Here is a 22,754-nt window from a genome sequence, read left to right as displayed (position 1 = left end):
GACTGGCGGGGGCTGCTCAAGCCCCCGGATCCAAAACACGACCCAAGTGCGTAATCAAGTAAGTCACTGAGTCGGCATTGGCCAAAATCGTGTCAATGCGTTTGTCGGCGTTACTCATGAAGACGTCGCGGGCATCCTTGAGGTCCTTGGTGCCGGTGGTGTTCAGGACTTTTTGTCTAACGTGAGCCGTTGCAGTGTCAGGCCCATAGTCTTCCCATTGCGCCGAGTAATCATCCCAGGTCTTGAACAGCATCGTCGCGGGCGTCATGGTGGAGAGCGCGGTTCTTTGCAGGTCCTCCAGGGTTGTTTTGAGTATCTGGGCGCCCGGTTTGGCCGCGTTGATCAAGTCGGTGAACGGCCGCATCGAGTCAAGATAGGCGATGTCTTCAGTCTCGAGCTTCAAGTGCGTCAGTTCGTGAATCAGGGTACTCGCCCTGGCGTGGGCGCAGAGGTCAAAAGGTGAATTCAAACGGTTCTGGTAACTGTCCATACCTGGATCAAAGAACCGATTGAGCAGGTACAGCTTGCGCTCCCTGTCTTCAGGAATGACAAACGCGTATTGGTGCGCTGCACTGACACGGCTGGTCCCACTGACAAAACGCTTGGAGTCGGCGCTGGTCAGGGTCGGATCGCTCAATTCATCCAATATCATGTCGACTATTTTCTCGACTCTGCTCAACTGGTCAGGTGTCAGGCTGACGACACCGAATAATTCACCTAAAAAGCGGCCTGCCCGGCTATCGGGCGCACGCTGTTTTGCAAACTGAACGATGTTGCGTTTGCAATTGACGGTGTAATAGATCGCAACGTTTAACCCTTCTGTGATGACTTGGGCTTTCCAACTCGAGAGTGCGGCAATTTCGCGCATGCCCGTCGCCTCGATATTGATCGCTGCCCGTTCGCCGGCCCGCGTGTGCATGCGCGACATGACTTTGCCATATCGCGGGTTATGCAGGCTGAGGTCCAGCACCCATTTACCTTGTGAATTACGGCCCACATACGCGCCCACATGCTTATCCTTGGACAGGCGCCAGCGCTCGGCGGTTTTCTTCACCGCGTACACCTTGCCTGGCAGTGGCACATAGTCTTTCAAGCTCGCCTTGTCCATGTACACATGGCTGGAAGCACTCTGTTCCAGGTCCTTCAATGCGACATCGTGAGCTTCGAAAGGCTGCAACCCGGTACGCGCGGGTGCGGTGATATCCAGGGTCGTCAGGTGGGTGGCCGCGGGCAGGGTTTCGTCTGACAGGTTGGCTTGTGATACTTCCGTTTCGGTAGGCGGCGGGGCTTCGGTGCCCTCAAGCTCATTGTGCAGGGCGGCCAAATGAGCCACGCCGATGATGAAATCCTTCAGGCCGGCCTTCCACTGATGCAACTGCAATGCATCGGCTGAACGTTTGAACATTTTGTAGCTTCGCCACACCGCCAGCGGATACGCGAGTTTTCCTGCCATGAACTGAGCGGCTGCGGGGATGCCCTCGCGCAGCAGGTAGATGACCCTGTCCCAGAGCGATTTCGCGCCTTTCTCGAATTGGCAGGCGAGCATTTTGAGCAATATCTGCGTGTTGTCGTCGAACAGGTAGTGAAGGGCATTGCCGGTGACGACGGTCGAGGCCAGGCGGATATCGAGGGGGCGAGGACGGTTGTTTTGCAGCAAATTGCGGTAGGTTGCCTGATGCGTCGCCTCCAGGTGCAGCACCACCCAGTCCTGAAGCTCTCCAGGCTTGGTCAATTCATCCAGCAGCGCTTGCTCGTTCGCATACTCCTTGAGTGTATGGTTTTCGCTGTAGGGCGCGTACAGCACCAGCGGCCCAGCGCTACGAGTTGTGGGACCAATCAAGTACATCCCCAACACCTTGGCCGGGGAAGCACCTTCGGTGGCAATCAACTCCAAGGGTCTGAACATTGCCGTTGCCCCGTCGAGCGCAGCCCGCGCCAGTGCGTCCGGCATGTCGAATACCTGCTGAACATGGCTCAGTGCCTGCGCCGTCAGCCGCTCCTGCAGCCTTTGCTCATGGGCGTATTGCAGGGTTTGCCAGGGTAACTGTCGGCAATACAGGCCGCGGCGTTTACGGCCTTCATCCGTGTTAACGTCCAGGTGGCTTTGCAACAACTTCTGGTAGGCGCTGTTCAGGTCCAGTTGGCGCACCATTTGCACCACGGCACTGGCATCCAATGTGGCCGGCAAGGCAGTCGCGTTGCGTGAGCGTGGGCGGATGTTTTCGGCGTCCAGGTCGGGCCAATGCCGCAAAGCAAAGTCGGTCAGGCTGCAGACATTCACGTCGAGCGCCTGATGCAACGGGATCATCACGTCATCGGGGTTCAGTGGCTGGCCGGGATAGCGTGCCTTGAGCAACGCCAGAAGTGCCGTGTGCGCATGCTTGCCGATAGCGGTGATGCCATTGAGGTAGTCTTTTTCGTCAGGCGCACTGTTGTGATACTGCTCAAGCAGCTCGGCTTGATGAAGCTGATCCTGAGGGGGTGCCAAACCCAGCCAGACGGGCAGAGCCTGTTGATGGGTCATGGCACTCGCCACCGCCCTGGCCCGTGCAAGGTTGGTCGGCGCGGCGTGTTCCAAGGCCGTTTCAATGTGGTTTTGCAAGGCGCGAGCGGCCCATTTGCTCGCAAGCAATTGGTCGATACCGTCCATGACGAAATCGCTGTAGGTTTTCAGACGATTATCCAGCAAGTTGTCGTCAATGCGTTGCAGTGGCCCCAGACCGTATGCCTGATGCGGCGCACGCAAGGAAATAGCCAGGTTTTCCAACAGGGGCAAACGCTTGATCGGGTGCTCCAGGCGCTGACTCATCTCCTCGCGCAAGGCTTGCACCGAGGTGAATACCTCATACCCGCGCCGAGGCGTCCAGAGCACCGCCTGGCCCGAACGCTGCGGGTCGATGCCTCCGCGTTCAGTCAGCACAAACAGGTTGGCAAGCGCATGGGCGGTGTCGGATGTGCCAATGTTCAGTGTCAAGGTGTAGGCGTCCGGAAGAAAGCCGTTCAGGCCGTGGCGGGTCAAGCGTGCAAGGCTGTCGGTGCGTAGAACGGTGTCAATCACTGCCTGGCTGTTGGGCGGCAGTGTTTTGCCCAACAGTCTCAGTTCGGCTTCACTGCGCAACCCAAGCAGCATCGAGTGCGCCTGTTTTTTGCTCATGTTGCTGAGGAACAGCAATGGAAGCTGGCGCATCTCGTGGTTGGCAAACACCTTCAAGACTTGATCATTGATCATGTTGAAAGTACTCAGGGTCATGCTGGGTAACTTCTGCGCCAGATGCGGCTCGAGCTTGCTGTAAAACCCGGTTGTGACACTGTTGGGAACGCGCGAGGCTTCATCGCTCAGGCGTTCAATGAAGTGGTCAACCATGCTCACAGACGTCAACGAAGGACGCTCCTCGCGCTCTTGGGCGCGGGTGGGATAAGTGTTGATATAGACCTCGTCGGCCTTGAGCGCCAGGCGTTGTGATTGCAGTTTTGCATTCAGGGCGAGGGTGACCATTGAGCGTAATGTCGGCTGTTGTTTGCGCTCTGTGGCCAGTGCATCTTCAGTGGCACCGAGGCGCCGTAGCTGCACCTTGGCGTGCTCTGCCCGCACGGTGGATGGCCGGTCGTTGCCGCTGGTGACCGGGTGCGCCGTCCAGCGCCCTGCGGTTTCCAGCGTTGCGAGGCGGCTGTCCAGCATCGTGCGTATGTCCAGTGCGCAATCGAGCAGCGCATCCAGATTTATCTGGCCATCACTGCGTCGGTAAAGGTCCAGTGCGTGGTTCATATTACTGATCTGCTTGCCCGCAATGTCTTCGACCATGCCGGCAAAAACGTCACCCGCAATGGGTTGGGCGGCGATGTTAATCTGATCCAGGCCAATAAAGGTGTCGCGCTCATCCAGCGACAGGAAATTGAGCAGTTCATCTTCGTGGCCAGCGGCCTTGAGCATGCTCAATAGCGTGTCTTTGAGATCTTCCATGTCTTTGAGTACTTGTACCCCACGCGACTGCGTGTACAGGTAGGCGTGGCTCTCGCTGATCAATAGCGTGCTGGCCAGTTCCACATAGTGCTGGTAGGGCGCATGCAGGCGTACTTTTTCCACGCTTAGTTCGTTGGCGTGAGCGTTGCGGGCGCCTTGGTCTGGTAGAAACAATGCCTGAAGGGTGTGGCTTTCGTCGGCGTTGAGAATTTGTGCCTGACGCTTGAGCAAGACATCCAGGCGAAATTTATCCGCCATGACCTGGGTGAAGAGTTTCAGGCGTGAGGTTTCGTTGCCGATGTCCTCGTTCCAATAAGTCTTCAGCAGGCTGTCCAGCAGTTTTGACAAGCTGCCGGATGTTTCTTTGATCAGGGTTTCCCAGTACTGCTGATCTTGTTCGCGTTCTACCGGGGTGAAGGCGCTGGTGACGTGTTTCGGGTTGAAATATTCACGGATCTGGTCCTGGGGCCAGGCATGTCTCACATAAAACTGCAGGAACGCTTCGCTCAATGGCAGGGAATTGACCCAGCGTCGCTGACCGCCTGCCGGGTCCTGGATAAAAAAATCGACCCGTGTATCGCGTTGATCCAGGTTGGGAAAGTACGAGCGCGCCATGATGCTGAGCAGCGTGTCAAGCATGCCGTACAGCGTGGGCGTCGTCTGCAGTTGCTCCAGTACGACGCGCACGTTGTCTTGCTGGCAGGCCTCCAGGGCTTGCTCCTGGTCTTGCATGACGGCGCCTTCGACAAGGGTGGCGGTCAGCGTTATCGGCGTACTGGCGGGCAAGGCGTTGCGCTGTGCAATCGACAGAAAGCTCAACAATTGGACACGCTGCACCGCATCCGCCAGTTGCTCGGCGACGTCGACCAGCAGGCTGGCGTGGTCGTCAAACACCTGAATACCACCATAAGGCGTGTAAAGCAGTGCTTTGCCGTCGTCCGGGGCAGGGCTCATCAGAAAGGCGCCGGCAAGTGGAAACGGCGGCTGGCCCGATACATTGATCAGCAGTCTTTCGACGCGCATGGGGTAGGTTTGCCGTTCGGGGTCGTTACGTGCGGCATCGCTGGCTTGGTACACCGTGTGCAGCCAATCGAGGTCTTTGACGGTCAGCCCCAGCGCGCGCTCACGGTCGGTCGGCGCGTTTCTTTTAATCGGCAGCAGGAATTCGTCAAAAAAATATGCGGGGGTTACGCCGGTCATGGGCTTGCTCCGTTAAGTAGGGGAGTGACAGGCTAGGGAGGCGTGACCGGAGGGCGGGGGTAACTATTGAGGCCCGTCGCAAGTTGACAGCAGGCACAGTGCGTGGTGTTTAATCGAACACTTGAATGTCCATTCGTTGCCTCTCCTAATCATAAAAACGCCATCATAAAAACGGAGCTTCAAATGTCTGCGCAGTCTCCGACAGTTGCCAAGGCTTCAACCGCAATCGGCTTCACCGAGTTAGTGGCCCTGCTACAACAAGTTTTTGTGCGGCACGGTACGTCACCGCAAGTGGCGGCGATCCTTGCGCACAATTGCGCCAGTGCTGAACGTGACGGCGCGCATAGCCACGGCGTGTTTCGCATTCCAGGGTATGTGTCGACGCTCAACAGCGGCTGGGTCAATGGCAAGGCGGTGCCCGTGGTTGAGGATGTGGCCTCAGGCTTTGTGCGTGTGGATGCCGATAACGGCTTTGCCCAACCAGCACTGGAGGCCGCGCGCTCGCTGTTAGTGCGCAAGGCGCGCAGCGCCGGGATCGCGCTGCTGGCGATTCGAAACTCCCATCACTTTGCGGCTTTATGGCCCGATGTCGAACCTTTTGCCGAAGAAGGTCTGGTAGCGCTCAGCGTGGTCAACAGCATGACCTGCGTGGTGCCCCATGGCGCGGATCGACCGCTGTTCGGCACCAACCCTATTGCTTTTGCCGCGCCGCGCGCCGATGGGCCACCCATCGTGTTTGACCTGGCCACCAGTGCCATTGCCCATGGCGACGTGCAGATCGCAGCACGCAAGGGCGAGCGCTTGCCGCCGGGCATGGGCGTGGACAGCTTGGGCCAACCGACCCAAGATCCCGCCGCCATTCTTGAAGGCGGCGCGCTGTTACCGTTCGGCGGGCACAAGGGTTCAGCGCTGTCGATGATGGTTGAGTTGCTGGCGGCGGCGCTGACGGGCGGCAATTTTTCGTTCGAATTCGATTGGGCCGATCATCCCGGCGCGCGCACACCATGGACCGGCCAATTGCTGATCGTGATTGACCCCGGCAAAACCGCCGGGCAAGGCTTTGCCGAGCGCAGCCAGGAACTGGTGCGACAGATGCATGCGGCGGGTTTGCGGCGGTTGCCGGGGGATCGACGTCATCGCGCACGGGCGAAGTCGCAGGAAACAGGCATCGAGATTGATGCGCAGGAGCTCAAGCAGTTGCAGGCACTGGCAGAAGGATAAAAGGGGCTGCGCTATCAGCGCAGCCCCTGTGGTTTAGCCGCGACGACCCAACAAAAGGCCGACCACCAGGCCAAAGCCTGCGGAAATGGCCACGGTCTGCCATGGATGGCCACCGATATAGTTTTCGGTGGCGTCCACCACCGGCTTGCTGCGTTCACGCACGTTGGACACCGAGTCCAGTGCTTGCTTGAGCTTGATAGCGACCTGCTCACGCAGCGTTTCACCTTCTTCGCCTACCAGCGAAGCGCTGCTTTTGAGCAGCTTGTCCGACTCTTCGATCAAGGCCGTCAGTTCACTGAAAGCTTGATCCTTGATTTGATCTTCGACAGCTTGGGCGGCAGTTTTGCGGGCCATTGTGTGACTCCTTGCGAGTGAATGTGGCAGTGAACAATGGAGTGTCGGGCTTGGCTAAAAGTTGCAGTTTTTTTGCCGTGAGCGGCTTACGGGCAAAATCCGGATCAGGATATTTCGACCTACAGTGTAAGATGTCACCTATTTGTGCAGCAGGTAATTCAACATGAGCTTCAATCTGGCCAACAAAACCCTTGCCGAACGCGCCGAACTGGAAGATGAAAAGTCACGCCTTTACGATCTGTGGCAAACCAACCTGGGTAAGGCCAAGGGCGAAGCTGCGCGTTTGTTCGGCGAGCGTGCCAAGCGTAAGGGCAAGTGGGCCGAATGGGTCCGTGCCGAGCTTGACGGCATGTCGCCGCCGGAGTTTTCCAACATGGTGCGCAGCGAAGTCAACAAGCTGATGGCCGCCGCTAAGTAAAGCTGGCCACAATCGCTTCACGCACTTTGAGTAACAGCGGATCCAACTGCGCCTGGGTACGCCAGCCCAGCTCTACCGGGTAGCGTGGCAACGCCAGTGGGCAGGTCAGTACGCGCAAGCTGGTCATCTGCGCAATCGCTTCGGCAGCATGCCCGGGAATCGTCGCCACCGCCGCGCTGCCCTTGAGCAAAAACGGCAGCCCGGCAAAGTGACTGGTGGACGCACACACCTGGCGGCTCAACCCTTTAGCCGCCAACCCTTCATCGGTAATCCCGATAAACCCGCCCGACGACACCAGTACATGTTCGCGTGCCACGAATTCCTCCAGGCTGATGCCGTCTTGGCCCGGCGCCAGGCTGTGTGGGTCGACCAGGCAGCGGTAATCGCCTTCGCCCAGCACGTGCCGGCTCAACCTGCGCTCGGCAAAGCCGCCTGCGGTGATCGCCAGGTCAAGGCTGCGCTCGAGCAGGGCGCCTGCCACGATTTGGCTGTGGGTCTGGCGGAAAATCACCCGCAGATTCGGCGCGCGCCGGGCAATTTCGGCCATCAGCCGCCGGCCATGGGCAATCTCGAAGTCATCGGACAAGCCCAGCACCACCGAGCGGCCCTGATAGTTCGGGTTGGTCGGGTTGATCATTGCCAGGCTCTGCCGACAACGGTCCAGTGCCTCGCTGATCACCGGTTTCAATTGATTGGCACGCAAGGTCGGCGCCAGCCCACGCCCGGTGCGCACGAACAGTGGGTCGCCGTACACGTCACGTAACCGCCGCAGGCCGGCGCTGATCGCCGATTGCGTGACGCCCAGGCGCAAGGCTGCGCGGCTGGCGCTGGACTCGTCGTGCAAGGCTTCAAAGGTTTTCAGCAGGTTCAAGTCGACCTGGGCGATATTTATTTGGCTCATATCATTTAGCACTGATGGGGGCTTTATTCATGATTGCCCCTCGCCGGAGAATGGGCAACCCCTTTAACTGGAGTGAACCTGATGCCCATTTCTACCGTGGCGGCGTTGCAGATCGGATCCTTGCCGGGTGGCAAGGCTGACACCCTGGCGCAGATCCTCACCTATGAGGACGCGATTGTGCGCAGTGGCGCGCAATTGGTGGTGATGCCCGAAGCGTTGCTCGGCGGTTATCCGAAGGGCGAAACCTTCGGCACGCAGTTGGGCTACCGCTTGCCGGAGGGGCGCGAAGCCTTTGCACGCTATTTTGCCAATGCCATCGATGTGCCAGGCGCCGAGACCGAGGCGCTGGCTGGCTTGTCCGCACGCACCGGCGCCAGCCTGGTACTCGGCGTGATCGAACGCAGTGGCAGCACGCTGTATTGCACCGTGCTGTATTTCGAACCCACCGGCGGCCTGGTGGCCAAGCACCGCAAGTTGATGCCCACCGGCACTGAGCGGCTGATATGGGGCGCGGGCGATGGCTCGACCTTGCCGGTGATCGACGCGCAAGTTGGGCGTTTGGGCGGCGCGGTGTGCTGGGAAAACATGATGCCGCTGCTGCGCACGGCGATGTACGCCAAAGGCGTGCAAGTGTGGTGCGCGCCGACGGTCGATGAGCGTGAAATGTGGCAAGTGAGCATGCGCCACATCGCCCATGAAGGCCGCTGCTTTGTGGTGAGTGCCTGCCAGGTGCAGGCTTCGCCCGAGGCGCTGGGCACGCAGGTTGCCAACTGGCCGTCAGAGCGTCCGTTGATCGCCGGTGGTAGTGTGATTGTCGGGCCGATGGGTGACATCCTGGCCGGGCCGTTGGTGGGTGAAGAGGGGTTGCTGACCGCGCAGATCAACACCGATGATTTGGTGCGGGCGCGCTATGACTACGATGCGGTGGGGCATTACGCGCGGCCGGACATATTCGAGTTGGTGGTGGATGAACGCGCCAAGCCGGGCGTGCGCACACTGACTGATTAAACACGGTAAAAATGTGGGAGCTGGCTTGCCTGCGATGGCCTCAACTCGGTGTGCCTGATGTACCGAGGTGTCTGCATCGCAGGCAAGCCAGCTCCCACATCAGATCTTCAGCGTTTGGAGGATCTGAATACCAACCACTCTTCGCGGGTAATCTCCCAAATGTCGCGTGGCAACGTACCTTCTACAAACTCACCCATCTGCGTGCGGATCAGGCGCATCCCGGTGCGCTCGGAAATTCGCCGTGACGCCAGGTTAGGCGCAGCCTTGGGCACGCGCATCCGCGGGCGTTTAAGCACATCAAACCAATACTCCGTCACCGCCGCACACGCTTCAGTCATAAAGCCCTGGCCTTGCCATTGCGGGCCCAGCCAGAACCCTCGGTTGTCGTCTTGCTCGTCCGTCAAGTTGATATTGCCGATCAACTGTTGCGGCGCGTGTTTGAGGCGGATCGACCAGTGCCATTGGTCGCCACGGGCCATGCCCGGCAAGGCCACCTGTTCCAGGTAGCGGCGAGCGCCGTCCGCCGGGTACGGCCAGGGCACCTCGGCAGACAGGTAACGCACCACGTCCCAGTGCGCGAATTGCGCCTGGGTGTCCTCGGCATCCTCCAGGGTCAATGGGTGCAGGATCAGTCTTTGAGTAAACAACGTCGGTTGCATGGCCGTTACCAGGTCGCAGTGTTGGGCAGGTCCAGGGTGCCGCGTTCCACAAAGCGCATGGTACCGAACAGGCCACCTGCGAGTTTGCCGCGCAGTGTGTAAGGCAGGTTGTTCAGGCTTTGGGTCTGGCTGAGACCCAAGGTCTGACGCAGCACAGAAAACGCCGAAACGCTCACCGGCACCATCAGCACTGTCTCGGAAAAGCGTGGGATGCTTCCGGCCTGATCGCTCACGCCGGACGCCAATGGGCGCCCATTCACGTCCAGGTCCAGGGCCACACCACTGTAGTCGATCGCCGTTTCATTGGGGTTCTGCACCCGCAGCTTCACGGCGAAACGCACTTCCAGGTCCTGGCTTTGCAGCGGCTCGATACCCACCACACTGATATTGACCGGGTCGCGATTGGGGAACAGCGCACAGGCGCTCAAGGTCAGCAGCAGTAACGATAGAACCATGAGCTTGCGCATAACAAAGGTGCTCCTATTTCGTGACGTCCGGATCCTGCATGACCTTGAGGGTAGAGGACTCCGGATCAAATTCATCCTCTTCCAGCTCTAAGAACTCCTCCGGCAAGAAAATGTTCAGCAGGATTGCACAGAACGCGCCCACCGTGATCGGCGATTCAAAGATGTTGTGCAGCGCCTTGGGCAGGTCGCGCAGCACTTGCGGTACAGCAGCCACACCCAGGCCCATCCCCAGGGAGATCGCCACGATCAGCACATTGCGCCGGTGCAGCCCGGCTTCGGCGAGGATCTTGATCCCGGCCACGGCCACAGTGCCGAACATGATCAGCGTGGCACCGCCCAATACCGGTTTGGGCATCAGTTGCAGCACCGCGCCGATCATCGGGAACAAACCCAGCAGCACCAGCAGGCCGGCGATAAAGTACGCGACATAGCGGCTGGCCACGCCGGTAAGCTGGATCACGCCGTTGTTCTGGGCGAAGGTCACCATCGGCAGGCTGTTGAACGTGGCTGCCATCGCCGAGTTGAGGCCGTCGGCCAACAGGCCGGACTTGATGCGCTTGATGTACAGCGGGCCTTTGACCGGCTGCTGGGAAATCATCGAGTTGGCGGTCAGGTCTCCGGCAGCCTCCAGCGGCGAAATCAAAAAGATCACCGCCACCGGGATAAACGCCACCCAATCGAACGAGAACCCGTACTTGAACGGCACCGGCACGCTGATCAACGGCACCTGGGGCAGGGCGGCCAAATCCACACGGCCCATCATCCAGGCAACGACAAAACCCAGGGTCAAGCCGATCACGATCGAGCCCAGGCGCAGGAACGGATTGCTGAAGCGGTTGAGGACCACGATGGTCAACAGCACCAGAGCTGCCAGCCCCATGTTGCCCGCTGCACCCAGGTCGCTTGCCCCAAAGCCGCCAGCCATGTCGGTGACGGCTACCTTGATCAGCGACAAACCCATCAAGGTAATGATGGTGCCGGTGACCACTGGAGTAATCAGCTTGCGCAGCTTGCCGATGAACTGGCTGAGCACCACCTCGATAAACGCGGCGAAAAAACAGATGCCAAAAATCGTCGAGAGAATCTCGTCGGTGCCACCGCCCCGCGCCTTGACCATGAACCCGGCGCTGAGGATCACGCTGATAAACGAAAAACTGGTGCCTTGCAGGCACAACAGGCCGGAACCCACCGGGCCGAATGTGCGCGCCTGCACAAAGGTGCCAAGCCCGGACACGAACAGCGCCATGCTCACCAGGTAGGGCACCTCGCTTTCCAGGCCGAGTACGCCGCCGACGATCAGCGTGGGCGTAATGATGCCGACGAAGCTGGCCAGCACATGTTGCAGCGCGGCAAAAATCGCCGCGGTGAAGTGCGGGCGGTCTTCCAGGCCGTAGATCAGGTCGGATTTATAGCGGGGGCGGGGAGCTTGAGCGTCAGACAAAGTGCAGGCTCGGGTCAGAAAATGGAGGCGCAGGATGCCAGAAAGTGTCGGCTGTCAGAAGTGTGAAAAAATATTTCGAAATGTGCCGATTAATTTCTCAAGCCTGCCGATAGCCTGAATAGGCCCACACACCAATTAAAACAGTGGCGCCTGACGGTCCGAGACGCGCGTTGCCGCTAACGGATTGTGTCGCGGCAGGGATGCGCGCCAACACTACTTCTTGAGAGCACCGCTATGTCCCTTCGTAATCTGAATATTGCACCTCGCGCTTTTCTCGGTTTTGCGTTCATTGCATTGCTCGTTGTGATTCTTGGCGTGTTTGCGGTCAACCGCATGGGTACGATCCGCCAGGCCTCAGTGGATATGGGGACCAACCAGTTACCCAGCGTGAAGTTCCTCGGCAACATGACCGAGAACGTACTGCGCTTGCGCATTCTCTCGTTCCGCATCTTGATCAACCGCGAGCCGGCCGCGCTCGAAGAGGCCAAAACCCGCGTGGCCGTGCTGGTCGACAAGGTCAAGCAGGCCCAGAGCGCCTATGCCGTTTTGCCGGCGGGTGCTGATGAGGCTGCTTTATACAAGTCTTTCACCGCCACGCTCGACAGCTATCTGGCCGCCCAGGCTGAAATGATGTCGTTGTCCCAGCAGAATAAAGTCGAGGACATGCGCACCCTCATCAATACGCGCATCAAGGACGGCACCGACCTGATGGGCGAGCAACTGAACAAACTGATCGCCATCAACAGTGCCGATGCCGACACGGCCGGCCGGGAAGCTGAAGGCAGCTACCAGCAGGCGGTGACGGGCATCGTCATTGTGGCCGTCGCGGCGGCGCTCATGACGGTACTGCTCGCCTGGCTGCTGACCCGCAGCATCGTCACGCCGCTGCGCAAAGCGTTGGAAGTGGCCGAAACTATTGCCGGTGGCAACCTCACCAAAGTTATCGAAGATGCCGGCAAGGACGAGCCTGCGCGCCTGCTGGGCGCCTTGTCGGCGATGCAAACCAACCTGCGCCAGACTATCCAGCACATCGCCGGCTCGGCCACGCAACTGGCGTCTGCCGCCGAAGAGCTCAGTGCGGTCACCGAAGAAGCCTCCAAAGGCCTGCAACAGCAAAACAACGAAATCGACCAGGCCGCCACGGCCGTCAACGAGATGACCGCCGCCGTCGAAGAAGTGGCGCGCAATGCGGTGTCCACCTCCGAAGCTTCCAGCCAGTCCAACCAGGCGGCGCGGGAAGGGCGTGACCGCGTGGTGGAAACCGTCGGTGCAATCCAGACCATGACCCAGGACGTGCAAAACACTGCGTTGATGATTGAAGGCCTGGCAACCCAGGGCCGTGATATCGGCAAGGTGCTCGACGTGATCCGCGCGATTGCCGAACAGACCAACCTGCTGGCGCTGAACGCAGCCATTGAAGCCGCGCGCGCCGGTGAAGCCGGGCGTGGGTTTGCGGTGGTGGCCGATGAAGTACGCGCCTTGGCACACCGCACCGCGCAATCGACCCAGGAAATTGAAAAAATGGTCGCCGGCATCCAGAGTGGCACCGGCGAAGCTGTGCAGTCGATGCAACAGAGCAACCAACGCACCCAGACCACCCTGGAGCTGGCCCGCGCGGCCGGTGTGGCCCTGGAGCAGATCACCCAGTCGATCAGCCTGATCAACGAGCGCAACCTGGTGATCGCCAGCGCCTCGGAAGAGCAGGCCCAGGTGTCTCGTGAAGTGGATCGCAACCTCGTCAACATCCGCGACTTGGCGACTCAGTCGGCGGCGGGTGCCAACCAGACCAGCGCGGCCAGCCATGAACTGTCGCGCCTGGCGGTGGATCTGAATGGGATGGTCGCGCGGTTTGTTATCTGATCGACCGGTGTGAGCCGCCCTCACGCTGCCCTCTTTTAAAGCCCTTCGAGACGGTCAGCAATGGCCGTCGTTCATACGGTTAAGGCCAATCACATCCTGGCTGTTGATCGGCTTGAAACTTTTGATCAAAAAGTCAGACTGGCGATTTCCCGTCATATCGACACCCACGTAGTACTTTTTGGTGGCCGGGTAATAGTCAATAATGGTCTCGCCAATTTGGCCTGTGTAATACTTGACTAGGTTGAGGGGCACTTGGGCTTTTTTACTCATAACGGTTAAGTCGATTTTGTCTTTGCCGGTTTTGAAATCCATCAGCATGTCAGCATTGTGGTAAGGCGAGTCACTGACGGCTTCATAGTTGAAAATGTTTACGCCGCCATTGCCTGTCAGTTTGTCTGCACCGGCTCCACCTGTCAGTACGTTATTGGCCGCGTTTCCGGTTATATGGTCATGGCCTCGGCCGCCCCTGGCATTTTCAATAACCGTATTGTTGTTGATCCGCACATTGTCGACCAGGCCGCCAACGCTGGAGCGTGAGCCCGGCATAAGGTTGATGCGTTGGTTGTGGTCGAAACCTGAAAAGTCCAAGGTGTCATTACCTTCAGGGTCTGTCACGGTGAAAGCAGGTTTATCGGTGGAAGAGGTCAGCCGCATGCCAGGCTTAGTGGTCGTGGCGTTGAACCCGTAGACGGTATCACCGGTATCGCGTAATACGAGTGGCAGTAGGGTCAGTGTGGGCGCTGGCTTTTTATTAATGGGCCAAGGCGCCGGGTTGGGCGTTGGCTGAGGGGAGGGTGATGCCGTCGGTGACTGTGAACCCGCGTTAATCAAAATGTCAGTGGGCTTTATTGGGCTTTTGCTCATAATCAACAGCACGGACTTAGCATTGCCACTCACATCAAGAATCAACCTGTGCATCTTGATGTTTTTATCATAGTCCAGAAGCAGTTCGCCTTTTCGCCCGCTCAGCTTGCCGGCTTGATCAGTGGGAGCGCTGGTGAAGATAGGGGTTGATATACCCGCGTCTTTCAGGACCTTGGAAAGATCAATTTTGTCGACACCACTGACGAAGTCGTTAAGCATGTCCGGGTTTTGTGGCGGCGAGTCACTGGCCCGCTTGTAGACAAATGTATCAGCGCCGCCGCCGCCGTACAGCGTGTCGCCGCCGGCGTTGCCGGTGATGCGGTTGCCGACCTGATTGCCGATCAGCACATCATGCCCTGAGCCACCGATGGCGTTTTCTACCACAACGCCCTTGGCGATAGACACATTACCTTTCCGGTCGCCGACGTCTGAAAGAGACTCGGCATTCAGATTGATTTTCTGGTCTTGTGCGTAGCCGGAAAAATCCAGGGTGTCGTTACCCCCGTTGTCCCAGACGCAAAAGGCCGCCAGGTCGCTGGAGGAGGTCAGGCTATAGTAGTCACGCTTGGCGTTGGCGTTGAACCCATAAGTCGTATTGCCCCTTCGGGTATTGTTATTGGCGCCGTAAAGTTCTTGAGTGCCTGCAATGTCGCCCATCATTGGGGTGGAGGTGCTGTCGGACCATCTAAAGCCGTTTTCGTCAGGGCGCGCCCACCAATTATTCGTGTAAGACATGGCAGTATGGGTTTTATTGTTCTCGGGATACTGACCCTGCGGATGCTCCAGCCCCAGGCTATGACCGATTTCGTGAATCATTGACGAGTTTATAGGCAAGCCTTTTTCACCCACTCCGATCGCGATGCTCATGTTGCTGGTATCACCAGCCGGCAGGCTGGCGAGACCGCCCCCCCCGGGGCTACCGTGAACTAGTATGGAGGCGTCCGCGCCTTTGCCGTTCTCGATAAAGGTAACCTTGATGACATCTTCCCACGCGCGAATTGAATCCCTGAATGCTTTTTTTCTGCCCTCGCTGAACTCTGTTGCTCCAGCATTTTTGCGCCGGGCATGTTCTGGATTGGACAAGTCAATAAACTTATAGGCGACCGTTATCTTGCCATCGCCGTTTGTATCGACGAATTTAAATCTTCTACGGATCAAATCTTTTGCAACTTTATCTGAGACGGAAGGAGGGGCAGGATTGTTAACGGTCGACGCGGTCGTATGATCGGGTGCAGGCAGGGAAGCGCCAAGGTTTAAGCGTGCAGGTGGGGAGGGGCGAATGTTCAATAGATTAACGCTCGATAAGTTTATAAGTGGCCAAAGTAATAAGTGGTTTGAAGAGGCCGGGTAATAAAATGAACGGTTTCCGCAGAGGGTGCAAGCAGGTAAATATTTCGCTGTGTGAGTTATGTGGTTAGAGTTTTTTTGGTGTAAGGAGTGTGTTGAATGTTGACGTTATTGCACGCGAAAGTGAATAAGTGAGGGGGCGAATAGAGGAATGTAGTTGCACGAAAAGTGACTGGATTAGCCCATCATGTTTACCCATCACCGTGTAATGGTTTCGTTCGCCTAAACTCAAGGTGTAAGTGACTGAGTTTGATAATGGGTGGGCATGCACGGTGCACACCCACCAGGTTGGCTGGGACTGGCGCAGTTTAAAGCGTCGCTACGTCGACCCAGCGCTCCTCGCGGGCCGCCAGGCGAATCGCCGTTGCCAGCCGCTCGACCGCCCAGGCGCCGTCAAAGTCGGTACCGTGCGCGCCTTGCCCCGCCAGCGCCATGATCAGCTCCTGCACTTCCAGGGTCTTCAGCTCGTTGTAACCCAACTGATGCCCGGCCGCCGGGCTGAACGCGGCATAGCCGGGCAGCGCAGGGCCAGCGAGTAAACGCTGGAAGCCGTCCTGGCCGGCGCGGCATACGCGAAGTTCATTCAGGCGCTCCTGATCGAACGCCAAAGTGCCTTGAGTGCCGCTGATTTCAAAACTCAGGTGGTTCTTGTAACCCTGCTTGAGCCAACTGCTGCTCACCGTACCGCGTGCGCCATTGGCGAAGCGCAGCAGGGCATGCACCTGGTCATCCACAGCGATCGATTTCAGGTCGCTGCTGCCTTTGACGGCAGGGCGTTGGGCATGCACGGTGTGCGTGTCGGCGCACACGCTCACCACGTCGCCTACCAGATAACGCGCCATCGACAGCAGGTGGCTGCCCAGATCCGCCAGCGCGCCACCGGCATGTTCCACTTCACAGCGCCATGACCACGGCGAGGCCGGGTCGGCCATGAAGTCTTCGCTGAACTCGCCCTGGAAGCTGATGATCTCGCCCAGTTCGCCGTCGACAATCATCTGCCTGGCCAGGCCAATCATCGGGTTGTGCTGGTAGTTGTAACCGACCCGGGTGACCACGCCGGCAGCGCTTGCGGCACGGCGCATGGCGTCGGCCTGTTCCAGGCTGACCGCCAGGGGTTTTTCGCAATACACCGCCTTGCCCGCCGCAATGGCCGCCATGGCCATGGGGTAGTGCAAGTGATTGGGCGTGGTGATGGCCACCACATCAACATTAGGGTCGTTGACCAGCGCCTGCCAGTCACCGTGGGCCTGGGCAAAGCCCCAGGCCGTGGCGCAACGTTGGGCGCGTTCGGTGTCGGCATCGGCCAGCGCCGCCAGTTTGAGGTGTACCGGCAGTTCGAATACCGCGCGGGCATTGTTGAACGCCAGCGCATGGGCGCGCCCCATAAAGCCTGTGCCGATCAAGCCGATTCCGAGTTCACGCATCGCCGTGGTCCTTTGGATTATTGTTGTCAGGAAGGCTATTAATGGAATAAAAATTCCCATAATTCAATAGATGGAATAAAAATTCATTAATCAGCCTGGGTAATGCAGGCATATTCAGGCCAGCGCCAAAACCCGTCAGTTAACAAAAGATAACGTAGCGCCGATTGTCAGACGATTCCAAAGCCCGATAGGATGGCCCCTGCTTCCTCCAGGCGCTCTAGATTGCAGGTTTCAGAGCCCGGGAAGGCGAGACCACCTAACAATAATAAATGGGGAGAAAGGTCTATGAGTGAGCCTGTCATGGGTTGGGCTGTTTGCCGCCCGCGCGCCGCACGCAGGGTTGCGATGCTGGCCACAGCGCTCTCGCTGCTTGGGGCGTTGTCGACACCCGCGCTGGCAGCCGGCGACACCAGCAGCGCACAGCCGGTATTTGCAATTGAGTCTCCCAAGGCCGCCAAGGGCCTGATGATCGATGTCGTGCATGCCGGCAAGCGCCTGGTGGCGGTCGGCGATCGCGGGCACATCCTTTATTCCGATGACCAGGGCAACACCTGGACCCAAGCCAAAGTGCCGACCCGGCAACTGCTCACGGCGGTGTATTTCGTCGACGACAAACACGGTTGGGCGGTGGGCCATGACGCGCAGATCCTGGCCAGCACCGACGGTGGCGCCACCTGGGCTCAGCAATACCAGGACCTCAAGCGCGAAGCGCCATTGCTCGACGTGTGGTTCAAGGATGCCGAGCATGGCCTGGCCGTGGGCGCCTACGGTGCGCTGATCGAAACCACCGACGGCGGCAAAACCTGGGACGACGTGAGTGATCGCCTCGACAACGAAGACCAGTTCCACCTCAATGCCATCGCCGCTATCAAGGGTGCCGGGCTGTTTATCGTCGGCGAGCAGGGCAGCATGTTCCGCTCCAGCGACGACGGCCAGACCTGGGAAAAACTCGAAGGCCCCTATGAGGGCTCGCTGTTCGGAGTGATCGGCACCGCCCAGCCGCAGACCCTGTTGGCGTATGGCCTGCGCGGCAATCTCTACCGCTCCACCGATTTTGGCAGCACGTGGGAGCCAGTGGCGTTGAATGCGGCGCGTGGTGCCCTGGAGTTTGGCTTGTCGGGGGCGACGTTGCTCGATGACGGCGCCATCGTGGTGGTCGGCAACGGCGGCAGCGTGGTGATCAGCCACGATGACGGCCAGACCTTCAGCGTATTCAACCGCCCGGACCGCATTTCGCTCTCCTCGGTCACGGCGGCGGGCAATGGCAACTTGATTCTGGCGGGGCAGGGCGGCGTTCGTGTTGCCAAGGCAACCGGCGCTGAACTCGAAAAACAATAAGAAGGCGGGGAAAGAATGAGCAGTCATCACAACGATAAAGCGACCTTTCTTGAGCGCCTGATCTTCAACAACCGCCCGGCAGTGATCGTTATCTGCCTGCTGGTGAGTATTTTCCTGTTCTGGCAGGCGACCTTGATCCGCCCGTCCACCAGCTTTGAAAAGATGATCCCCCTCAAGCACCCCTTCATCGAAAAGATGATGGAGCACCGTAACGACCTGGCGAACTTGGGCAACACCGTGCGCATCTCGGTGGAGGCCAAGGATGGCGACATCTTCTCGAAGGAGTACATGGAGACGCTGAGGCAGATCAACGACGAGGTGTTCTACATCTCCGGCGTTGACCGCTCGGGCCTCAAGTCGCTGTGGAGCCCCAGCGTGCGCTGGACCGAAGTCACCGAAGAGGGTTTTGCCGGCGGTGAAGTGATCCCGCAAAGCTACAACGGCTCGCCGCAAAGCCTCGACCAACTGCGCAACAACGTGCTCAAGTCCGGCCAGGTCGGGCGTCTGGTGGCCAACGATTTCAAGTCGAGTATCGTCGATATTCCTTTGCTGGAGTCCTACCCGGACCCGCAGGACCAAGGCAAGTTGCTGGCCCTGGACTACCGCAAGTTCTCCCATGAACTCGAAGACAAGATCCGCGACAAGTTCGAAGCCCAGAACCCCAACGTCAAGATCCATATCGTCGGTTTCGCCAAGAAGGTCGGTGACCTGATCGACGGCCTGGTAATGGTGGTGATGTTCTTCGGCATCGCGTTTGTGATCACCTTGATCCTGTTGCTGTGGTTCACCAACTGCCTGCGCAGTACTGTCGCGGTGTTGAGTACCACGCTGGTGGCGGTTATCTGGCAATTGGGGCTGATGCACTTTTTCGGCTTCGGCCTGGATCCCTATTCGATGCTGGTGCCGTTCCTGATCTTTGCCATCGGTATTTCCCATGGCGTGCAGAAGATCAACGGCATCGCCCTGCAATCCAGCGATGCAGATAACGCCCTGACCGCGGCACGGCGCACGTTCCGGCAACTGTTCCTGCCCGGCATGATTGCGATCCTCGCCGACGCCGTGGGCTTTATCACGCTGTTGATCATCGATATCGGCGTGATCCGTGAACTGGCCATCGGCGCGTCCATCGGTGTGGCGGTGATTGTGTTCACCAACCTGATCCTGCTGCCGGTGGCGATCTCCTATGTCGGTATCAGCAAGCGCGCGATCGCCAAGAGCAAGAAGGACGCGCACCGCGAACACCCGTTCTGGCGCCTGCTGTCCAAATTCGCCAGCGCGAAAGTCGCGCCAGTCTCGATCCTGCTCGCGCTGGTCGCCTTCGGCGGCGGCCTCTGGTACAGCCAGAACCTCAAGATCGGCGACCTCGACCAGGGCGCACCGGAACTGCGCCCGGACTCGCGCTACAACAAAGACAACAACTTCATCATCAGTAACTACTCCACCAGCTCCGATGTGCTGGTGGTGATGGTCAAGACCAAGGCCGAAGGCTGCTCGCGTTATGAAGCCATGGCGCCCATCGACCAGTTGATGTGGAAGATGCAGAACACCGAGGGCGTGCAGTCGGCGATCTCGCTGGTGACCGTGTCCAAGCAGATGATCAAGGGCATGAACGAGGGCAACCTCAAATGGGAAACCCTGTCGCGTAACCCCGACGTACTGAACAACTCCATTGCCCGCGCCGACGGCCTGTACAACAACAATTGCTCACTGGCGCCGGTGCTGGTGTTCCTCAACGACCACAAGGCCGAAACCCTCGATCGCGCCGTGCATGCGGTGCAGGACTTCGCCAGGGAAAACAACAAGGACGGCCTGGAATTTATCCTCGCCGCCGGTAACGCCGGGATCGAAGCTGCCACTAACGAGGTGATCAAGGAGTCGGAGCTGACCATCCTGATTCTGGTGTACCTGTGCGTGGCCACCATGTGCATGATCACCTTCCGCTCCTGGGCGGCGACCCTGTGCATCGTGTTGCCGCTGGTGCTGACCTCAGTGCTGGGCAACGCCCTGATGGCGTTCATGGGCATCGGCGTCAAGGTCGCAACCTTGCCGGTGGTGGCGCTGGGCGTGGGGATTGGCGTGGACTACGGCATTTACATCTACAGCCGCCTGGAAAGCTTCCTGCGCGCCGGCCTGCCGTTGCAAGAGGCCTACTACCAGACGCTCAAGTCCACCGGTAAAGCCGTGCTGTTCACCGGCCTGTGCCTGGCCATCGGTGTGTGCACCTGGATCTTCTCGGCTATCAAGTTCCAAGCCGACATGGGCCTGATGCTGACCTTCATGTTGCTCTGGAACATGTTCGGTGCGCTGTGGCTGTTGCCGGCACTGGCGCGGTTCCTGATCAAACCCGAGAAGCTGGCGGGGCAGAAGGGCAACTCGCTGTTTGCGCACTGAGTATTTAAACCATCGCCGCGAGGCACGGCGGGGGATTTGACCTATCATGTGTCATTTCCCCCCGCAGTGACCTCACACCATGACCGACGCACAACCAAACCTTAGCAGTGCCCTGACCGACAGCGACATGCTGATCATCAACGGCCTGCATGCCTTCGAGTTCAGCTTTGACCAGCATTTGCTGATCGAGAGCATGGACGGTCGGGAACTCAAGCGTTGGAAGTTCAGTCCAGAACAACTGAGTGCCGCCACCTTTGATGAAAGCTTGCAAAGCTGGCTCTTGAGCAACGAAGACGGTGAGTACCGGCTGGTCTGCTTAAGCGCTATCAAAGGCGACAACAATAACGACGAGGACGAAGCGGATGATGATGCGTAAATTCTGGCCCCTGTTGATGGCGGGCAGTGTCGGTGCGATGTCGGTGCAAGCCGCGCCGGCCGACACCTATGAACTGTTGGTGGGCAGCTACACCGCCGGCACCAGCGAAGGTATTTACCGCCTGCAATTTGACAGCCGCACCGGCCAATTCAGCGGCAAACCCGTGCTGGCGGCCAAAGCGGCCAACCCCTCGTGGCTGACGATTTCCAAAGACCGCAAGCACCTGTTTGTGGTCAACGAAAACGGCCCAGGGCAAAAAGACCCGGTCGGCCGTGTCAGCAGCTACAGCATTGACCCGCAGAATCATCAGCTCAGCCTGATCAACCAGGTGCAGAGCCTGGGCAACGAACCGACCCATTCCAGCCTGGCCGCTGATGGCCGTTACCTGTTCGTCGCCAACTATTCGGTACTGGAAGACCCGGGCGGCAGCCTGGCCGTGCTGCCGGTTGACGCCAACGGCAAGCTGTCGGCGCCGGTGCAGTTGAGCGGGCACCCGGCCAGCCGCGTGAACCCGGAGCGTCAGGCCTCCAACCACGTCCACTCGGTAGTGTCGTCACCGGACGGCAAGTATGTGTTTGTGCAGGACCTGGGCGCCGACAAGGTGTTTGCCTACCACTACGATCCCAAGGCCAACCACGAACTGCCCTTGACCCCGGCCGATCCCGCCTTTGTGCAACTGCCACCGGGCAGCGGCCCGCGCCACCTGTTGTTCAGCGCTGACGGCAAGCATGCCTGGCTGACCACTGAAATGAGCGCTCAGGTGGCTGTGTTCGATTACAACGACGGCAAGCTCAGCCAGACCCAGTTGGTCGATTTTGCCGCCGGGCAGCCGGTTTCCGACAAGGCCGGTGCGGCCGTACACGCCTCAAGCGACGGCAAATTCCTGTACGTGAGCAACCGTGGCACGGCCAACCAGGTGCTGGTGTTCAGCATCGACCCGGCCACCGCGCACCTCAAGGAACTGCAGCGCCGTTCGGTAGAAGGTGACCACCCGCGCGAGTTCAGCCTGGACCCGAGCGGCAAGTTTTTGCTGATCGCCAACCAGAAAAGCAATGAAATCGTGGTGGTCGAACGCGACCCCAAGACCGGCCTGCTGGGTAAAACCGTGCAGAAACAGTCGATCGATGCGCCCAGCGACCTCAAGTTCCTGGTGCGTCAATAAGCCACAGGCCCCGCAGTGCGGGGCCTGACCCTTTGTATTAATTCTATTAATAGCGGCTACTGTTTCAAAGCATTTCTAAGGCTTAACCCTCGGGCGTAAGTTTGGTTCCAAGGCCTTCCCCGGCCACCTAACCAAACGAACACAAGGGTTACCGCCATGAACTTGAACCTCTTCTCCATCATCGCTGCTTCCGCTGTTTCCGCCACCGTGGCATTGCCTGCTGCCGCCAGCGTGGAAGTCACCGGCAAAAAATCCACCACCACCGCCTACACCCAGAAATACCTGCAACAAAGCGCCAACTTCTATGCCGCACTGGATCACAAAGCCCAGCACTGACTGCCAGGCAACACAGATCAAATGTG

Annotated in this window: 17 protein-coding genes; 9 read left to right on the top strand and 8 right to left on the bottom strand. The window is 58.9% G+C overall.

Annotated features, from left to right (window positions below; translation table 11 throughout):
* Window positions 1-16 precede the first annotated feature (16 nt).
* The gene (locus ACQY47_RS01650; RefSeq protein WP_428555018.1) at window positions 17-5,161 is read right to left on the bottom strand and encodes a dermonecrotic toxin domain-containing protein; all 5,145 of its coding nucleotides are present in this window, start codon (window positions 5,159-5,161) and stop codon (window positions 17-19) included.
* A 183-nt stretch (window positions 5,162-5,344) separates the two neighbouring features.
* Between ACQY47_RS01650 and ACQY47_RS01645 the strand changes: the two genes are divergently transcribed.
* Window positions 5,345-6,382 (top strand): Ldh family oxidoreductase, encoded by a 1,038-nt coding sequence (locus tag ACQY47_RS01645; RefSeq protein ID WP_428555015.1) that lies wholly within the window; start codon window positions 5,345-5,347, stop codon window positions 6,380-6,382.
* Between the two features lie 33 nt (window positions 6,383-6,415).
* On the opposite strand, the gene ACQY47_RS01640 is transcribed toward ACQY47_RS01645, so the two are convergent.
* Window positions 6,416-6,736 carry a DUF883 family protein gene (locus ACQY47_RS01640; RefSeq protein WP_017138137.1) on the bottom strand — a complete coding sequence of 107 codons (321 nt, stop codon included), beginning with the start codon at window positions 6,734-6,736 and terminating at the stop codon, window positions 6,416-6,418.
* A 163-nt stretch (window positions 6,737-6,899) separates the two neighbouring features.
* Between ACQY47_RS01640 and ACQY47_RS01635 the strand changes: the two genes are divergently transcribed.
* Window positions 6,900-7,154 (top strand): hypothetical protein, encoded by a 255-nt coding sequence (locus tag ACQY47_RS01635; RefSeq protein ID WP_003190904.1) that lies wholly within the window; start codon window positions 6,900-6,902, stop codon window positions 7,152-7,154.
* Here the strand turns inward: ACQY47_RS01635 and ACQY47_RS01630 are convergent.
* Window positions 7,147-8,055, bottom strand: coding sequence for a LysR family transcriptional regulator (locus ACQY47_RS01630; RefSeq protein ID WP_236461149.1), 909 nt, complete (start codon window positions 8,053-8,055; stop codon window positions 7,147-7,149). The two genes, ACQY47_RS01635 and ACQY47_RS01630, sit on opposite strands and share 8 nt — an antisense overlap.
* 81 nt (window positions 8,056-8,136) lie before the next feature.
* Between ACQY47_RS01630 and ACQY47_RS01625 the strand changes: the two genes are divergently transcribed.
* Window positions 8,137-9,063, top strand: a complete 927-nt coding sequence (locus ACQY47_RS01625) for a carbon-nitrogen hydrolase family protein (protein WP_428555009.1) — start codon at window positions 8,137-8,139, stop codon at window positions 9,061-9,063.
* Window positions 9,064-9,170: 107 nt separating this feature from the next.
* Here the strand turns inward: ACQY47_RS01625 and ACQY47_RS01620 are convergent, their stop codons facing one another.
* From ACQY47_RS01620 to ACQY47_RS01610, 3 genes are read right to left on the bottom strand one after another with little or no spacing between them, the layout of a single operon-like run.
* A complete protein-coding gene (locus tag ACQY47_RS01620) occupies window positions 9,171-9,722 on the bottom strand; it encodes a GNAT family N-acetyltransferase (protein WP_138454087.1) in 552 nt (183 codons plus the stop codon).
* A 5-nt stretch (window positions 9,723-9,727) separates the two neighbouring features.
* A complete protein-coding gene (locus ACQY47_RS01615) occupies window positions 9,728-10,189 on the bottom strand; it encodes an LEA type 2 family protein (RefSeq protein ID WP_017138141.1) in 462 nt (153 codons plus the stop codon).
* 13 nt (window positions 10,190-10,202) lie between these two features.
* Window positions 10,203-11,630, bottom strand: a complete 1,428-nt coding sequence (locus tag ACQY47_RS01610) for a nucleobase:cation symporter-2 family protein (RefSeq protein ID WP_017138142.1) — start codon at window positions 11,628-11,630, stop codon at window positions 10,203-10,205.
* Between the two features lie 234 nt (window positions 11,631-11,864).
* Between ACQY47_RS01610 and ACQY47_RS01605 the strand changes: the two genes are divergently transcribed.
* Complete coding sequence (locus ACQY47_RS01605; protein ID WP_170039649.1) at window positions 11,865-13,490, top strand: methyl-accepting chemotaxis protein; 1,626 nt, start codon at window positions 11,865-11,867, stop codon at window positions 13,488-13,490.
* A gap of 54 nt (window positions 13,491-13,544) precedes the next feature.
* Here ACQY47_RS01605 and ACQY47_RS01600 read toward each other — a convergent pair whose 3' ends face one another.
* Together ACQY47_RS01600 and ACQY47_RS01595 are read right to left on the bottom strand one after the other, a co-directional pair.
* Window positions 13,545-15,641, bottom strand: a complete 2,097-nt coding sequence (locus tag ACQY47_RS01600; protein WP_428555003.1) for a M10 family metallopeptidase C-terminal domain-containing protein — start codon at window positions 15,639-15,641, stop codon at window positions 13,545-13,547.
* A 368-nt stretch (window positions 15,642-16,009) separates the two neighbouring features.
* A complete protein-coding gene (locus ACQY47_RS01595) occupies window positions 16,010-17,125 on the bottom strand; it encodes a Gfo/Idh/MocA family protein (protein WP_428555000.1) in 1,116 nt (371 codons plus the stop codon).
* Between the two features lie 300 nt (window positions 17,126-17,425).
* Here ACQY47_RS01595 and ACQY47_RS01590 point away from each other — a divergent pair, with 300 nt between their 5' ends.
* From ACQY47_RS01590 to ACQY47_RS01570, 5 genes are all read left to right on the top strand, one after another.
* Complete coding sequence (locus tag ACQY47_RS01590; RefSeq protein ID WP_428557407.1) at window positions 17,426-18,463, top strand: WD40/YVTN/BNR-like repeat-containing protein; 1,038 nt, start codon at window positions 17,426-17,428, stop codon at window positions 18,461-18,463.
* Window positions 18,464-18,478: 15 nt separating this feature from the next.
* A complete protein-coding gene (locus ACQY47_RS01585) occupies window positions 18,479-20,854 on the top strand; it encodes an efflux RND transporter permease subunit (protein WP_428554997.1) in 2,376 nt (791 codons plus the stop codon).
* 79 nt (window positions 20,855-20,933) lie between these two features.
* Window positions 20,934-21,230, top strand: coding sequence for a DUF5629 family protein (locus ACQY47_RS01580; RefSeq protein ID WP_099488835.1), 297 nt, complete (start codon window positions 20,934-20,936; stop codon window positions 21,228-21,230).
* Window positions 21,217-22,392 carry a lactonase family protein gene (locus tag ACQY47_RS01575; RefSeq protein WP_017138149.1) on the top strand — a complete coding sequence of 392 codons (1,176 nt, stop codon included), beginning with the start codon at window positions 21,217-21,219 and terminating at the stop codon, window positions 22,390-22,392. Before ACQY47_RS01580 ends, ACQY47_RS01575 begins: the two co-directional genes overlap by 14 nt.
* A 156-nt stretch (window positions 22,393-22,548) precedes the next feature.
* Entirely contained in the window at window positions 22,549-22,728 is a 180-nt protein-coding gene (locus tag ACQY47_RS01570; RefSeq protein WP_017138150.1) for a hypothetical protein, read from the top strand.
* The last annotated feature ends 26 nt before the right edge of the window (window positions 22,729-22,754 follow it).

It is taken from the genome of Pseudomonas edaphica, from assembly GCF_965277385.1.
Taxonomy (GTDB): Bacteria; Pseudomonadota; Gammaproteobacteria; order Pseudomonadales; family Pseudomonadaceae; genus Aquipseudomonas; species Aquipseudomonas edaphica.
Note: the sequence above shows the minus strand (reverse complement) of the source record. Positions and strands in the feature narration are given on the sequence as shown.

Coding starts and splice junctions, on each gene's coding strand:
- ACQY47_RS01595 (WP_428555000.1), bottom strand. CDS start 17,125: ATGCGTGAACTCGGAATCGGCTTGATCGGCACAGGCTTTATGGGGCGC.
- ACQY47_RS01645 (WP_428555015.1), top strand. CDS start 5,345: ATGTCTGCGCAGTCTCCGACAGTTGCCAAGGCTTCAACCGCAATCGGC.
- ACQY47_RS01615 (WP_017138141.1), bottom strand. CDS start 10,189: ATGCGCAAGCTCATGGTTCTATCGTTACTGCTGCTGACCTTGAGCGCC.
- ACQY47_RS01605 (WP_170039649.1), top strand. CDS start 11,865: ATGTCCCTTCGTAATCTGAATATTGCACCTCGCGCTTTTCTCGGTTTT.
- ACQY47_RS01620 (WP_138454087.1), bottom strand. CDS start 9,722: ATGCAACCGACGTTGTTTACTCAAAGACTGATCCTGCACCCATTGACC.
- ACQY47_RS01590 (WP_428557407.1), top strand. CDS start 17,426: ATGGGTTGGGCTGTTTGCCGCCCGCGCGCCGCACGCAGGGTTGCGATG.
- ACQY47_RS01570 (WP_017138150.1), top strand. CDS start 22,549: ATGAACTTGAACCTCTTCTCCATCATCGCTGCTTCCGCTGTTTCCGCC.
- ACQY47_RS01650 (WP_428555018.1), bottom strand. CDS start 5,161: ATGACCGGCGTAACCCCCGCATATTTTTTTGACGAATTCCTGCTGCCG.
- ACQY47_RS01580 (WP_099488835.1), top strand. CDS start 20,934: ATGACCGACGCACAACCAAACCTTAGCAGTGCCCTGACCGACAGCGAC.
- ACQY47_RS01640 (WP_017138137.1), bottom strand. CDS start 6,736: ATGGCCCGCAAAACTGCCGCCCAAGCTGTCGAAGATCAAATCAAGGAT.
- ACQY47_RS01585 (WP_428554997.1), top strand. CDS start 18,479: ATGAGCAGTCATCACAACGATAAAGCGACCTTTCTTGAGCGCCTGATC.
- ACQY47_RS01575 (WP_017138149.1), top strand. CDS start 21,217: ATGATGATGCGTAAATTCTGGCCCCTGTTGATGGCGGGCAGTGTCGGT.
- ACQY47_RS01625 (WP_428555009.1), top strand. CDS start 8,137: ATGCCCATTTCTACCGTGGCGGCGTTGCAGATCGGATCCTTGCCGGGT.
- ACQY47_RS01635 (WP_003190904.1), top strand. CDS start 6,900: ATGAGCTTCAATCTGGCCAACAAAACCCTTGCCGAACGCGCCGAACTG.
- ACQY47_RS01630 (WP_236461149.1), bottom strand. CDS start 8,055: ATGAGCCAAATAAATATCGCCCAGGTCGACTTGAACCTGCTGAAAACC.